This is a genomic window from Bradyrhizobium sp. AUGA SZCCT0222 (assembly GCF_018130205.1).
Taxonomy (GTDB): Bacteria; Pseudomonadota; Alphaproteobacteria; order Rhizobiales; family Xanthobacteraceae; genus Bradyrhizobium.
The window spans coordinates 1-14,094 of record NZ_JAFCLX010000005.1; the positions used below are offsets into that span (position 1 = coordinate 1).

General features: G+C 63.6%; 11 protein-coding genes. 7 read left to right on the forward strand and 4 right to left on the reverse strand.

Annotated features, from left to right (window positions below; all coding sequences use genetic code 11):
• Positions 1-382: 382 nt before the first annotated feature.
• Complete coding sequence (locus tag JQ629_RS05410; protein ID WP_212411689.1) at positions 383-3,001, reverse strand: CHAT domain-containing tetratricopeptide repeat protein; 2,619 nt, start codon at positions 2,999-3,001, stop codon at positions 383-385.
• Positions 3,002-3,110: 109 nt separating this feature from the next.
• Positions 3,111-3,857: a HugZ family pyridoxamine 5'-phosphate oxidase gene (locus JQ629_RS05415; protein ID WP_212411690.1), complete on the reverse strand. Its 747-nt coding sequence runs from the start codon at positions 3,855-3,857 to the stop codon at positions 3,111-3,113.
• A gap of 214 nt (positions 3,858-4,071) precedes the next feature.
• Here JQ629_RS05415 and JQ629_RS05420 point away from each other — a divergent pair, with 214 nt between their 5' ends.
• The 5 genes from JQ629_RS05420 to JQ629_RS05440 all read left to right on the forward strand — a co-directional run bounded on the left by JQ629_RS05420 (position 4,072) and on the right by JQ629_RS05440 (position 8,133).
• Positions 4,072-4,773, forward strand: coding sequence for a response regulator transcription factor (locus tag JQ629_RS05420; RefSeq protein WP_016843287.1), 702 nt, complete (start codon positions 4,072-4,074; stop codon positions 4,771-4,773).
• Positions 4,774-4,945: 172 nt separating this feature from the next.
• A complete protein-coding gene (locus tag JQ629_RS05425) occupies positions 4,946-6,757 on the forward strand; it encodes a sensor histidine kinase (RefSeq protein WP_212411691.1) in 1,812 nt (603 codons plus the stop codon).
• Positions 6,754-7,275, forward strand: coding sequence for an HPr kinase/phosphorylase (locus tag JQ629_RS05430; RefSeq protein ID WP_212411692.1), 522 nt, complete (start codon positions 6,754-6,756; stop codon positions 7,273-7,275). The genes JQ629_RS05425 and JQ629_RS05430 overlap by 4 nt, the downstream gene beginning before the upstream one ends.
• A 133-nt stretch (positions 7,276-7,408) precedes the next feature.
• A complete protein-coding gene (locus JQ629_RS05435) occupies positions 7,409-7,810 on the forward strand; it encodes a PTS sugar transporter subunit IIA (RefSeq protein WP_021076632.1) in 402 nt (133 codons plus the stop codon).
• A complete protein-coding gene (locus JQ629_RS05440; RefSeq protein WP_212265809.1) occupies positions 7,807-8,133 on the forward strand; it encodes an HPr family phosphocarrier protein in 327 nt (108 codons plus the stop codon). Before JQ629_RS05435 ends, JQ629_RS05440 begins: the two co-directional genes overlap by 4 nt.
• A gap of 163 nt (positions 8,134-8,296) precedes the next feature.
• Here JQ629_RS05440 and JQ629_RS05445 read toward each other — a convergent pair whose 3' ends face one another.
• Entirely contained in the window at positions 8,297-9,094 is a 798-nt protein-coding gene (locus tag JQ629_RS05445; protein WP_212411693.1) for an SDR family NAD(P)-dependent oxidoreductase, read from the reverse strand.
• Positions 9,095-9,137: 43 nt separating this feature from the next.
• The gene (locus JQ629_RS05450) at positions 9,138-10,742 is read right to left on the reverse strand and encodes a glycosyltransferase family 39 protein (protein ID WP_212411695.1); all 1,605 of its coding nucleotides are present in this window, start codon (positions 10,740-10,742) and stop codon (positions 9,138-9,140) included.
• A 115-nt stretch (positions 10,743-10,857) separates the two neighbouring features.
• Here JQ629_RS05450 and lepA point away from each other — a divergent pair, with 115 nt between their 5' ends.
• Together lepA and JQ629_RS05460 are read left to right on the forward strand one after the other, a co-directional pair.
• Positions 10,858-12,669, forward strand: a complete 1,812-nt coding sequence (lepA, locus tag JQ629_RS05455) for a translation elongation factor 4 (RefSeq protein ID WP_212265806.1) — start codon at positions 10,858-10,860, stop codon at positions 12,667-12,669.
• A gap of 171 nt (positions 12,670-12,840) precedes the next feature.
• Positions 12,841-14,088, forward strand: coding sequence for an MFS transporter (locus JQ629_RS05460; RefSeq protein ID WP_212411697.1), 1,248 nt, complete (start codon positions 12,841-12,843; stop codon positions 14,086-14,088).
• Positions 14,089-14,094 lie beyond the last annotated feature (6 nt).

Genomic DNA, 14,094 nt, shown 5'->3' on the forward strand with positions numbered 1-14,094 from the left:
TGCGGCGCTCCGAGGTTCCAGCGAACCTCTTTGAGTTTCTTTAAACCGAATTTATCGGCGCCAAAGGCACCGTTACGTAGACCCGTCTCTTGCACGAAGAACCTCCTCGAACCCGCGTATCTCGATCGCGCGAATGCCGCTAAACGCGCTTCTGTCGCGGTGACCACTGAATATAGCCTTCCGGCTCCGGTCCGGCGACCTAATACTTGGCAACGCCGTGCTTGCCAAGCCGATCCCGCGCATTTTGGTTTATTCCAGCCAAGGCTTTGATCTGGATCAAACACTTGTTGCGGCGCGGGGCGTTTAGCAGCGCTCAACACGCGACCATCAGCCGCGCGATAGCGCTACCATTTGGTTTGCGCCGCACAATCCACAGTAAAGCTCAGCGGGTCGCACCCTCGCCGATCAACGCAAACGGCGCCCAGAACGCCGGATAGGCATTTCGGGGCGAGGAAGGGTCGTTGAGATAGGCCAGCATCGACTGGCGCAGCGCCTCGGCCCGGCCAAGCTTCGGGTCAGCCTTGAGCCGATCGAAGGTCGATGTCGTCAGCCGCGTGGCGGCCGCGGAATCCACCGCCCAGTGCGACACCAGCAATGCACGCGCGCCGGCATAGAAGAACGATCGCGCCAATCCCGAAAGCGCTTCGGCGCCGGGCTTGTCGCCGGCGATCGTGTTGCAGGCTGACAGCACCACCCAATCGGCGTTGAGTTTCAGCTGCGCCACTTCGCTCGACGTGAGCAGGCCGTCGTCGAGTTCGGACGGCTGCTTCGGAATGCTGAGCACCAGCGAGGGCTCGGCGATCCCCTTCACGTCACCGGCGACGAGACCGTGGGTCGCGAAATAGACGATGCTGTAATTGGCAAGCGGGGCGCGCTTCACATTGGTTTCGCTGGCGTTCTCGCCGAGATGAATATCGCTTGCGGAAACGCCGAGATCCTTTGCGACCGCATTGAGTTCATCGGCGGTATCAGGCAGTTGCGACAGCACGCGCGAGAGCCGCGCGCGATCGACACCGGCGCCTTGCCAGAAGTCGGTATAGGCGACGTTGGTGACGCCGCGCGCCGCGGACTTGATCGCCGCCGGCCTGGCTGCGCCGCGCTTGTCGCCAGTGCTATCCTGCAACGGATTGAACAGCGGATCGCCGAAACCGGTCATCGGTTTGGTGGTTTGATCCTTGCGGGCAATCGCCCGCAGCGTCTTCAGGCTTGCGACCGACGGCAACACCGACACCGCGTGACGCTTGAGCAGCCAGGCGGCATCGCGATAACCGTCAAGTTTTTCCGGGATCGCGGCCGGCGGCTTCTCCGTCACCAGCAAATGAAACGGCAGCGCCGTCAACGCGCCGGTGGGGACAATCAGAAGGCTGCGCTTGTCCTTTATCCGCGTCTCGACGCGGCCCAGCAGGTGGTTGTACAGCCAATGGGCGGATTCGAGATTGAACAGCGTGGATTTGCCGGACGCATCGCTGGCATTGGCGATATCCAGTCCACGGCGGAAATCGGCGACCAACTCATATAGCCCTTCCGAGCCACGCCCGATCGGGGACCAGTCAAATCCCTCGCGCGTGATCGCGATGGCGTAGCTGTCCTTTACCGTGGCCGTGAGAAGCACCATCGCCTCGTCGCCTGATAACAGCGACTGAATCTCCTTCACCGTCATCGGCAGCGGATTCGACAGCGCGGCGTAGTCGGGAAATTCCGCAGACAAGGTCTTTTGCAACGACGGGCGTTCGGTCGAAATGGCGGCAAGCCTGGCCTTGGTCTTCTGCTCGGCAGCAAGGTCTCGCTTCGATCGCTCTTTCGAGACCGCCGCCACCAGAGCCTTGTCCAGCGCTTCCGCTTCCGCGGCGAGATCCTGATCCCGGCGAACCAGTTCGGCGAGCCGGTCGTTGCCGGCGGCCAGCCGCACCGCCAGCTTGTTGACGGCTGATGCTGCCGACGACTGGGTGCCGTGCTGGATCGCATTGAGCATCGCATCCAGCGCCTGATCGGTCGGGATCAATTTGTTGCGCTCCGCGTCCGCGAGCACGGGAAGAACGGCGCGGAGCTCCCCGCGCCCGCTCGCGATCAGCCGCTGCGCCAGCGGCAACGCCTTCTCCGGGTAACCTGTATTTGCTTGGAAGAGCGCCAGATTGTTCATGGATCTGGCGGTATCGGGATGATTGGGGCCGACCGCGCGTTCACGGATCGCCAATGCCCGCTCGAAAAGCCGCTCGGCATCACGGACGCGGTCTGTCGGCCCATCGTAAAGCTCCGCCAGATTGTTCAGCGAACGCGCCACGTCGGGATGATCGGGGCCGAGTACTTTCTCGCGGATCGCCAGCGAGCGCTTGATCAGCGGCTCCGCTTTGGCAAAGTGGCCTTCGACCTTCTCGACCTGACCCAGATTGTTCAGAAGCGTCGCGACCGCCGGATGCTCCGGACCCGCCGCTTTCTCATAGATCGCCAGCGCGCGCCTGAACAACGGCTTGGAGTCATCGTGGCGGCCCTGCTTCTCGTAATGGGTGCCCAGATTGTTCAGCGACTGCGCGACGTCGGGATGCCCGGACCCCAGCGACCGCTCACGGATCGCCAGCGCCCGCTTGAACAGCGGCTCGGCTTCGGCGTAGCGCTCCTGGCGCTGATAGAGCGCAGCGAGATTGTTTAGCGCCGCAGCGATCTCCGGCGACTCGGCGCCAGCCGTCTTCTCCAGGATCGCAATGGCCCGCCTGGACAGCGGCTCGGCTTCAGCGTCCCTGCCCTGACTGCCATAGAGCTGCGCCAGATTGTTCAGCGCGGCTCCAACGTCGCGATGCGCGGGGCCGTACTTCTTTTCCAGGGATTCGACCTGCCCCTGCGCCAGCGCAACAGCTTCGGCATATTTTCCGGCGCGGCTGAGCTCGTTGATTTTGGCGCTGACCGCCGCGGTCTCGCTCTTTTGCGCCGAGGACGGCGCACTGAGGCAAGTTGTCGCCAGCAGCGCGAGGCACAGCGAAAATACCAATCGATTGCGGGAATTCATGATGCGGACTTTGACCTTTGGCCATCTCGACGCGGGCGTCGATTAGGTCGCGCGAATAGCCGCAGCCGTTCAAACTCCGCTTTTGCAAATTCCGCTTTCGCGTGGCTGCTTAGGGTTTGGCGGGCTCTTTGGCCCGCGCCTCGCCCGCCAGCCGGACCAGCATCTTGCGCAGGGCGGTCCCGTTGGTGACCCGTTCCGGGAAATCCAGCCGCAGCGTGGCGGAGCCTGCCTGCATGTCCATGCCATCGGGGTCGCAGCCGGTGCAGGCCCAGTCGGCGCTGTCGGCCCCGAGCAGGCGCGTGGCGTAGAGGTTCATCGCCTCGCGGTGGTCCTCGTTCATGTGCTCCACGGCGCCCTGCTCGGCCTCCAGCAGCCCCTCCGCATCGCTGATATCGGTCAGGAACTGCTGGGGGGTCAGGTCGATGATCCGGCCAAAGCCGGCGACCAGATGGGCGCCTATGGGCACGATCCGGAAGAACGAAAAATCCCTAAAGTCTACAAAGACTTCCGCGGATGGATGGGCGTTGAGGTAGCGCCGGCGCAGGATCTCACCCTGGTCGCCTGTGGCCTCCTCGGCCCGCCCTGCCAGCATGATCCGGGCGCCCTCCAGGGGGTCGCCCGCGGCGCGCTCGTCCAGCATCAGTGAGACCCTGCTATCGGCAAGGATATTCCTGGTGTGCAGCGCCAGCCGGGAGATCAGCAGGATTGGCGACGCATCAAAATGACAGGCGATATTGACCAGCGAGCAATAGGGATCGCCGCTGCCGGCCATCAGGGTTCCCAACGCGCCCTGCCGGCTGCGCCGCAGCAGCGAGCGGGCCAGTTTGGAAGGGTTAAAATCAGCCGTCGGTTGCATGGGTTTTTCCAGCCATTTTACTGCAAAAAGGCCCTTTGCTCAGGCCTTGAGGGTGCTATATGGGTGCTACGCATCGTCCGCGGAATGTTTTTGCGGAACTCGGTCACACTTCAGCCCAGCTTGCATTGCTCGTAGACCGAATACGAAGCCCATTTATACGGCGCATGGCTGGATTGCCCGCCGTTTAAGCCACTTCTCTTTCGAAAGCAGGCTCATGCCCACAATCGCCTTGGTCGATGACGACCGCAACATTCTCACTTCCGTCTCGATCGCGCTCGAAGCCGAAGGCTATCGCATCATGACCTATACGGATGGTGCGTCGGCGCTCGATGGTTTCCGCACCTCGCCGCCGGACCTTGCGATCCTCGACATCAAGATGCCGCGCATGGACGGCATGGAGACGCTGCGGCGGCTGCGGCAGAAGTCCGATCTGCCGGTCATCTTCCTCACCTCCAAGGATGAAGAGATCGACGAATTGTTCGGCCTCAAGATGGGCGCCGACGATTTCATCCGCAAGCCGTTCTCCCAGCGCCTGCTGGTCGAGCGCGTCAAGGCCGTGCTGCGCCGGGGACAGCCCAAGGATCCGACCGCCGCACCGAAGGAGCCGGATGCACGTGCACTCGACCGCGGCCTGCTGCGAATGGATCCGGAGCGTCACACCTGCACCTGGAAGAACGAGCCGGTGACGCTGACCGTGACCGAGTTCCTGATCCTGCAGGCGCTGGCGACGCGGCCCGGTGTGGTGAAAAGCCGCAACGCGCTGATGGACGCGGCCTATGACGATCAGGTCTATGTCGACGACCGCACCATCGACAGCCACATCAAGCGGCTGCGCAAGAAGTTCAAGGTGGTGGACGACGATTTCGAGATGATCGAGACGCTCTACGGCGTCGGCTATCGCTTCAAGGAAGCCTGATCTGCACTTCTGGTCTTTTTTGTTTGAGCATGATCTTTTCGGAAAACCGGTGTCCACTTTTCCGGGTCATGCTTGAGCGGCTCGTTAACTGACGCCTTGGCGCGTCTGGGGTAGGATTGAGCGCGCGAGCAGCGCTTGCAGGGACAGTCGAGACAACCGGCAGTTTTAGCCATTGCTAGATCGAACGCAGCCTGATCGAGGCCGGAACAACGAGGATGCATCTGCGTCCCTCGATCGGGATTACGTTGCCGACGACAAGGCGCAGAGCCAGGGCTGGCGGCGGCCGCTGGGCTGGTTGCGTCGCGCCGGACAATTCTTCTTTGCACTCTCTTTCTCCAGTCTCACCCGCCGTATCGTCTCGCTCAATCTGGCGGGCCTCGTCGCGCTGGTGGCAAGCATCCTCTATCTGTCGCAGTTCCGCGCCGGCCTGATCGAGGCGCGCGCGCAGAGCCTGCTGGTGTATGCCGAGATCATCTCCGAAGCGATCGCGACCTCGGCCACCGTCGAGGGCGGCACCATCACCGTCGATCCCGACCGCCTGCTCGATCTGAAGCCCGGAGAAAGCTATGGCATCCCGGACGAGTATTCCGACTTTCCGATCAACCCGGAGCGCGTCGCGCCGGTGTTGCGCCGCCTGATCGCGCCGACCAAGACGCGCGCACGTATTTTCGACCGCGAAGGCGGGCTTATCCTGGACAGCCGCAATCTGTTTGCCCGCGGCGACGTGCTGCGGTTCGAATTGCCGCCACCGTCGGCCGACAAGCCCAATATTGCGGAGCGGACGCTGACCGCGATCCGCACCTGGTTCAATCGCGGCGATCTGCCGATCTATCGCGAACTCGGCCCCGAGGGGGGCAAAGGCTATCAGGAAGTCGCGCAATCGCTGGGCGGTCAGAAGAGCAGCATGGTCCGCGTCAATGAGCGCGGCGCGGTCATCGTGTCGGTCGCCGTGCCGGTGCAGCACTTCCGCGCGGTGCGTGGCGCGCTGATGCTCACGACCCAGGGCGACGACATCGACCAGATGGTCGGCGCCGAGCGCTGGGCGATCCTGAAAATCGGCGGCGTCGCCTCCGCCGTCATGATCGTATTGTCGCTGCTGCTGGCGAGCACGATCGCAGGTCCGGTGCGGCGACTGGCCGACGGCGCCGAGCGCGTTCGCCGCCGCATCCAGACCCGTGTCGAAATTCCCGACTTCACCCGCCGCCGCGACGAGATCGGCCATCTTTCCGGCGCGCTGCGCGACATGACCAACGCGCTCTATAGCCGCATCGAGGCAATCGAGATGTTTGCCGCCGACGTCGCCCATGAGCTGAAGAACCCGCTGACCTCGCTGCGCTCGGCGGTGGAAACGCTGCCGCTGGCGCGCAATGAAAACAGCCGCGCGCGGCTGCTCGCCGTCATCGAACACGACGTCAGGCGGCTCGACCGGCTGATATCAGACATTTCCGATGCCAGCCGCCTCGATGCCGAACTGCAGCGGCAGGATATGGCGCCGGTCGATTTCAGGCGCTTGCTGACGACGCTGACCTCGGTCGCCAATGAAACCAAGCTCGGCCACGACGTCTCGGTCGAGGCGCGCTTCGAGGGCCGCACCCCGACCGATACCTTCTCGGTGCCCGGCCATGATTCGCGGCTCGGCCAGGTCATCTCCAACCTCCTGTCGAACGCTCAATCGTTCTCCCACGCCGGCGGCAAGGTGCGCATCGTCTGCCGCCGCGTCCGTTCGGAAATCGAAATCGTGGTCGACGACGACGGCCCGGGCATCGGCGAGGATGCGCTCGAGCGCATCTTCGAGCGCTTTTACACCGACCGGCCGCATCAGGGTTTTGGCCAGAATTCCGGCCTCGGGCTGTCGATCTCCAAGCAGATCATCGAGGCCCATGGCGGGCGTATCTGGGCGGAAAACCGGTCCGGTCCGGCCGACGCCGACGGCAACCCGACGGTCGCTGGCGCGCGCTTCGTGGTCAGGCTGCCGGCGCCATGACCGAGAATGTCAGCGTGCACGCCTCCGCCGTGCTGGTTGGCGACCGCGCCGTCCTGATCCGCGGGCCGTCGGGTTCCGGCAAGTCACGGCTGGCCTTCGACCTGATTCTGGCCGGCCGTACCGGCCAGGTTCCACCGGCCATTTTGGTGGGCGATGACCGTGTCCATCTCGACACACTGGCCGGAGAATTGTGGGTCCGCCCGGCGGCTGAGTTGGCCGGCCTGATCGAAATCCGGGGCCTCGGGATTCGCCGCTGTGATTGCGTCAGCGAGGCGGTAGTCGGTCTGGTTGTCGATCTCGCGGCTGATGACGCGGAACGGCTGCCACCGCCCGAAGCCCTTGTCGTCGACCTTAATGGTGTTTTGATACCGAGAATCCCTGTCGGAACCGGCTTTCAGCCCCTTCCGCTGGTTGTCGCCGCGCTGACGACAACTGAAAGTTCACCTTCCGGTAATAATACGGCCGATTGTGTGAAGGGGTTTGGTAACCATATAAGCCCCACTATCGCGACCGAATAAGACCGGCGCAGGCTCCCCTCTCTTGCCACCGATTTCCGGGAGAATAGCCAAGATGCCCTCTTGCGCGGGGCCTCTGGATGGTCAAAGTGGCGCGTTCGTGCGGTGCACCAAAAGCACCCGCGAGGAGTTTCCGATGATTGGTCTAGTGCTTGTGACCCATGGGCGCCTTGCCGACGAGTTCAGGGCGGCGCTCGAACATGTCATGGGTCCGCAGAAACAAATTGAAGCGATTACGATCGGAGCCGAGGACGACTCCGATTTGTGTCGAAGCGACATTATCGAAGCGGTGAATCGCGTCGACAGTGGCGATGGAGTTGCTATCCTTACCGACATGTTCGGTGGCACCCCCTCCAACCTGGCGATCTCCTGCATGAGCCGCCCCAAGGTGGAAGTACTCGCAGGTATCAACCTTCCCATGCTGGTGAAGCTTGCCAAGGTGCGCGAAGAGCGCTCGCTTCCGGATGCCATCGCGATGGCCCAGGAAGCCGGTCGCAAGTACGTCACCATCGCCAGCCGCGTACTCGCCGGCAAATGAGCGACGAGGCCGCGCCCGGAAACGACGTCGGGCCGAGCGTGCCGGCCGGCGCCATTTCCCGCGAACTTCTCATCATCAACAAGCGCGGACTGCACGCGCGCGCGTCGGCCAAATTCGTCCAGATGGTCGAGCGGTTCAACGCCGAGGTCTGGGTGACGCGTGGCAACGAGACCGTCGGCGGCACCTCGATCATGGGATTGATGATGCTGGCCGCCGGCCCCGGCACCACGGTGACGGTTTCCGCCACCGGCCCCGAGGCGCAGGCCGCGGTCGATGCGATCGCGGGTCTCGTCGCCGACAAGTTCAACGAAGAAGGCGTTTGAGGCGCTTTGGTTAAGCCGAAGCCCGCACACTCCGCCGTCATCCTGAGGTGCGCGCTCTTGCGCGCCTCGAAGGATGGGCCGCGGGCTGTGTCCATCCTTCGAGGCTCGCTGCGCTCGCACCTCCCGAGCGAACGCAATTGCGTTCGTCCGGGGATGACGGAGATCAAAACGGATTGGTGACGATGCCGCCGTCGGCGCGCAATGCGGCGCCGTTGGTGGCGCTGGAGGCCTTCGAGCAGACGTAGCAGATCAGGTTGGCGATCTCCTCGGGCTCGGCATAGCGCTGCAACAGCGAGGCCGGCCGCCGTTCGCTGAAGGTGCGCGCGACGAGGTCGTCGACGGTCGTTCCCATGCCCTTGGCACGCGCGGCGAGGCGCACCGGCGCCATCTCGACCCAGGTCGGCCCCGGCATGACCGAATTGACGGTCACGTTGGTCGCCTTGGTGAGTTCGGCGGCGCCGCGCGCCACGACGAGCTGGGCGGCCTTGGAGAAGCCGTAGTGAACCATCTCCTTGGGAATGAAGACGCCGGATTCGCTGGAGACGAACACGACGCGGCCCCAATCCTTGTTGTCCAGCATCCGCTTCAGATAATGCCGGGTGAGCCGCACGCCGCTCATCACGTTGACCTCGAACATCCTCGTCCAGTCGGAATCCTCGATATCGAAGAATCCTTTCGGCTCGTAGATGCCGAGATTGTTGACGAGGATGTCGACTTCGGGAAATTGCGCTGTAAGCGCGGCGCAGCCTTCGGCGCCTCCGAGATCGATCGCCGCCGAGTGCACCTCGGCGGCAGGCGCAGCTTGCCGGACCTTTGCCATGGCCTCGGTGACAGCAGCTTGCTCGCGCCCGTTGACGATGACTTCCGCGCCCATCTGGGCAAGCCCGATGGCGGTTGCGAGCCCGATGCCGCGCGTCGAGCCGGTGACGAGCGCGGTCTTTCCAGTCAAATCGAGATTCATGCGTTCCCCCAAATTTTCTTGCCCAAATCTTCTTGTTCGCCGCCTATTTCTTTTCCGGCGGCACCACAATCACGTTCCAGATCGTGGCGGGGCCCGGCCCCCCTGAGAAAAACCTGCGCGTGGTGACCACCATACGCTCGCCATTGGCAGCATGGGCATTCATCCATGCCTCGCATTTTTCCAGCTTCCAGTCGCCGGTTTCGCAGATCCCGATGAAACCGGATCGCTTGGCCTCTTCGAGCGAGGTCAGGCCCGATGACCACGGCTCGTACGGCGTCAGGACCGCCGGATGATCGGCGCTGTAGAATGTAACGGGGTGGCCGATATCGCTGTAGGCCGCCACCACCGGCAAGGCTGAGAAGAACCGCCGGTGCCAGACTTCCGTCAGTTCGCGGGCGAGTTCGGAGCGCGCCCGGTAGCTGGCGCCCTCGTTGCGATGCTGGCCGGCATCATAGGCAGCGATCTGCGGCGATGCGATCAACACCGCCAATGTAAGCACCAGCCAGGTCGCGGTCAGCCGCAGCAACGCGATGCTCCGCACCCGCAACGCCGGGATCGCGATCAGCGCCAGCGGCGCCAGGAAGAACAGCGGGATGCCCCAATCGGTCTTGATATAGACCTGGAACAGCACTGCGCCGAGTGGCGGTCCGATCGCGACCACCGCCTGGATCAGCCAGACATTGAGTGCCTGCGTGGTGTTCACGCTGGCATTCGCACCGCGCGACCAGAACGCAAAAGACGGCTTGCGCCAGCGCGACGGCCACGCCAGCGCTACGCCCGCCAGCACCACCGGCAACGCCAGCAGCGCCAGATTATGGCCGACATAACCGAGCGCGAGGTTGTCGATCATGCGGCGGTCGCTGATCGAGTAGATTTCGCCGGCATAGGTGAACGGGACGAAATTCACGTCCCTGAGCCAGAGGAAGTGCGGGACCATCGCCACGACGAGCACGAAGATGGCCACCCACGGCGCCGGCGAGCGCAGGAATTGCAGGCGCTGCGGGTGGATCAACGCGGCGAGGCCGATGGCGCCGATCATGGTCAGCGCCCAGTATTTGGTCATCAGCGCCAGCGCGCCGGCGATCCCTAGCAACCATCCGGATTTCACGCTGCGCTTCTCGAATGCGTCGAGATAGGCCAGCACCAGAAGCGGCAGCGTCACCAGCTGCAGCAGGTCCGGATTGTACTTGAAGCCCTTGAAGTTGAAGATCGGATAGAGCGCGAGCATCACCACGACGAGGAAGGCGCGGCGGTGATCGACCACGCGCAGCGCCAGCAGCCAGCAGATCACGAGCCCCAGGCCCAGCGTCGCCATCGCCAGCGCATAGGTCGCCCAATCGGTGACCGGAAACACCCTGAACCAGGCGCCCGCCACCCATCCCGACAGCGGCGGATGCTTGCCATAGCCGAGCAGGAACTTCTGGCCCCAGCCGAACGCCTCGGCGACGTCCATATGGATGTCCTGGCCGGTCTTCAGATTGACCAGGATCAGCGTCCAGAGCGCGGCATGGACCACGGCAAAGCCGCTCACCAGCCACAAAGCGCCCTTGGGGTCGCTGGCGCATGAGGCCAGCCATGCCGCCAGCCGCCGGACGGACAATCTGCGCCGGGAACGCGCGGCGGCGGGTAAAATTGATGCAGTCGACATGGAGGAGTGCGTAGCGCGTTTTTGGCGCGCGTGGAATCAGCTTGGCGTGAAGAATGCCCCTTAAAATACAGCAATATGGTTGCCGCACGGGGATGTGAATGCTATCCCGCGCCCCATGACAACTGCCCCGATTTCCAACATCCGCAACTTCTCCATCGTCGCCCATATCGACCATGGCAAATCGACGCTGGCCGATCGCCTGATCCAGACCACCGGCGGGCTGACCGATCGCGAAATGGCGGGCAAGGAGCAGGTGCTCGATTCCATGGATATCGAGCGCGAGCGCGGCATCACCATCAAGGCGCAGACGGTCCGGCTGAACTACCGCGCCAAGGACGGCAAGGATTACATCTTCAACCTGATGGACACGCCGGGCCATGTCGACTTCGCCTACGAAGTCTCGCGCTCGCTGGCGGCCTGTGAAGGATCGCTGCTGGTGGTCGACGCCAGCCAGGGCGTCGAGGCGCAGACGCTCGCCAACGTCTACCACGCGCTCGACGCGGGTCATGAGATCGTGCCGGTGCTCAACAAGGTCGACCTGCCTGCGGCCGAACCGGAAAAGGTCAGGCAGCAGATCGAGGATGTGATCGGCATCAGCGCCGCCGACGCGGTGATGATCTCGGCCAAGACCGGGCTTGGCATTCCCGACGTGCTGGAAGCCATCGTCACCCGCCTGCCGCCGCCGAAGGGCGACCGCAACGCGACGCTGAAGGCGCTTCTGGTCGATAGCTGGTACGACGTCTATCTCGGCGTCGTCGTTCTCATTCGCGTCGTCGATGGCGTGATGAAGAAGGGCAGCCGCATCCGAATGATGGGTACCAACGCCGCCTATGACGTCGAGCGCGTCGGCTTCTTCACCCCGAAGATGACGCAGATCGACGAACTCGGCCCCGGCGAGATCGGTTTCATCACCGCCGCGATCAAGGAAGTCGCCGACACCCGCGTCGGCGATACCATCACCGACGACCGCAAGCCGATCACCGACATGCTGCCGGGTTTCAAGCCGGCGATCCCCGTGGTGTTCTGCGGCCTGTTCCCGGTCGATGCCGACGACTTCGAAACGTTGCGCGCGGCGATGGGCAAACTGCGCCTCAACGATGCAAGCTTCTCGTTCGAGATGGAGACGTCGGCGGCGCTCGGCTTCGGCTTCCGCTGCGGCTTCCTCGGACTGCTGCATCTGGAGATCATCCAGGAGCGGCTGTCGCGCGAATTCGATCTCAATCTGATCGCGACCGCGCCGAGCGTGATCTACAAGATGCACCTGACTGACGGTCAGGAGATCGAAATCCACAATCCCGTCGACATGCCCGACGTGGTCAAGATCGCCGAGATCCAGGAGCCATGGATCGAAGCCACCATCCTGACGCCGGACGAATATCTCGGCAGCGTGCTGAAGCTTTGCCAGGACCGCCGTGGTTCGCAGAAGGAGCTGACGTATGTCGGTTCGCGCGCGATGGTGAAGTATGATCTGCCGCTCAACGAGGTCGTGTTCGATTTCTACGACCGGCTCAAATCGGTCTCGAAGGGCTACGCCTCGTTCGATTATCATCTGACCGACTACAAGCCCGCGGATCTCGTCAAGATGCAGATCCTCGTCAACCTCGAGCCGGTCGACGCGTTGTCGATGCTGGTGCATCGCACCCGCGCCGAAGGCCGCGGCCGCGCCATGGTCGAGCGGATGAAGGAACTGATCCCGCCGCACATGTTCGTGATTCCGATCCAGGCTGCGATCGGCGGCAAGGTGATCGCCCGCGAGACCGTCCGCGCGCTGCGCAAGGACGTCACCGCGAAATGCTACGGCGGCGACATCACGCGCAAGCGCAAGCTTCTGGAGAAGCAGAAGGAAGGCAAGAAGAAGATGCGGCAGTTCGGCAAGGTCGACATCCCGCAGGAAGCCTTCATTGCCGCGCTGAAGGTGGATAGCTGAGGCGCGCTTCGCGCAGTTTGCCCGCTGGCTCAACGACCTGCGCCGCCCAAATCCTGGCGGTGAGATGCGAAAACCTGTGACCGGCCATTCGTCCGCCGCCTTGCTCTGCCGCGGCGGATAGGTCACCATCGTCCCGCGCACACAAAAAATACTACAAGCGCGAGGAAACGCATGAGCAAGCCCGCCGGTTTCTCCCAGTCCGGCTCCTCCTATGGCTGGATCGTCGTCGGCGCAGGCGCGCTGATGACCTGTGTCGGCTTCGGCACGATGCTGTCGCTGGCGGTGTTCCTGCAGCCGATCGCGACGGATACCGGCTGGTCGGTCAGCGGCGTCTCGGCGGCGGCGACGATCGATTTCCTTGCCATGGGATTTGCGGCGTTCTTCTGGGGCGCATTGTCCGACCGGTTCGGAACCCGCATCGTGGTTTTGGCCGGCGCCGTGCTGCTGGGTATCGGCCTGGTCGGCGCGAGCCAGGCCGCAGACCTCTGGCAATTCCAATTTTTCTTCGGCGTACTGATCGGGATTGCTGCGGGGAGTTTCTATGCGCCGATGGTCGCGGTGGCGAGCGCCTGGATCGAACATCGCCGCAGCCTTGCAGTGGCGCTGGTGTCGGCCGGCATGGGCGTATCGCCGCTGACGATCGCGCCATTCGCAAGCTATTTGATCACGACCTATGACTGGCGCACCGCGATGCTGGTGATCGGCATCGCATCCTGGGCGCTGTTGATCCCGGCTTCTTTCCTGGTGCGTCCAGCGCCGGAAGCCGCAGCACCTGCGAGCGACGGGACGGACGCGCCGGAAATACAGTGGTCCGTCGGACAGGCGTTGCGGACCCCGCAGTTCATCACGCTGGCACTGGCGCATTTCGCCTGTTGCGCGGCGCATTCGGGGCCGATCTTCCACATGGTGAGCTACGCGATGATCTGCGGCATCGCGCCGCTGACCGCCGTCACCGTCTACAGCCTTGCCGGATTCTCCGGACTTGGCGGCCGGCTGCTGCTCGGCGTCATGGCCGACCGCCTCGGCGCCAAGCCGGTGCTGGTCGGCGGACTGTTCGTGCAGGCGATGTCGGTCGCGACGTATCTCGCGGTCGGTCAGCTCGGCGAGTTCTATGCGCTGTCGGTGATCTTCGGACTCGCCTATGGCGGCGTGATGCCGCTCTATGCGGTGCTGGTACGCGAATATTTCGGCGCGCGCATCATGGGCACGGTGTTCGGCGCGGTCTCCGCCTTTGCCAGCCTCGGCATGGCGTTGGGGCCATTGGCCGGCGGATGGGTGTTCGACACTTTCCACGCCTATAACTGGCTCTACGTCGGCTCCTTCGCGATCGGCATTACCGCGGTCGCGGTGGCGCTGAGTTTTCCGTCGGCGAAGCGGCCATCGCAGCCATCGCTCGATCTCGGACGTGCCGCGGCTTGAGGTGCG

Bases quoted from the DNA above. Each gene is read 5' to 3' on its own strand.
- JQ629_RS05420 (WP_016843287.1), top strand. From the start codon at position 4,072: ATGCCCACAATCGCCTTGGTCGATGACGACCGCAACATTCTCACTTCC.
- JQ629_RS05445 (WP_212411693.1), bottom strand. From the start codon at position 9,094: ATGAATCTCGATTTGACTGGAAAGACCGCGCTCGTCACCGGCTCGACG.
- JQ629_RS05440 (WP_212265809.1), top strand. From the start codon at position 7,807: ATGAGCGACGAGGCCGCGCCCGGAAACGACGTCGGGCCGAGCGTGCCG.
- JQ629_RS05460 (WP_212411697.1), top strand. From the start codon at position 12,841: ATGAGCAAGCCCGCCGGTTTCTCCCAGTCCGGCTCCTCCTATGGCTGG.
- JQ629_RS05435 (WP_021076632.1), top strand. From the start codon at position 7,409: ATGATTGGTCTAGTGCTTGTGACCCATGGGCGCCTTGCCGACGAGTTC.
- JQ629_RS05415 (WP_212411690.1), bottom strand. From the start codon at position 3,857: ATGCAACCGACGGCTGATTTTAACCCTTCCAAACTGGCCCGCTCGCTG.
- lepA (WP_212265806.1), top strand. From the start codon at position 10,858: ATGACAACTGCCCCGATTTCCAACATCCGCAACTTCTCCATCGTCGCC.
- JQ629_RS05450 (WP_212411695.1), bottom strand. From the start codon at position 10,742: ATGTCGACTGCATCAATTTTACCCGCCGCCGCGCGTTCCCGGCGCAGA.
- JQ629_RS05430 (WP_212411692.1), top strand. From the start codon at position 6,754: ATGACCGAGAATGTCAGCGTGCACGCCTCCGCCGTGCTGGTTGGCGAC.
- JQ629_RS05410 (WP_212411689.1), bottom strand. From the start codon at position 3,001: ATGAATTCCCGCAATCGATTGGTATTTTCGCTGTGCCTCGCGCTGCTG.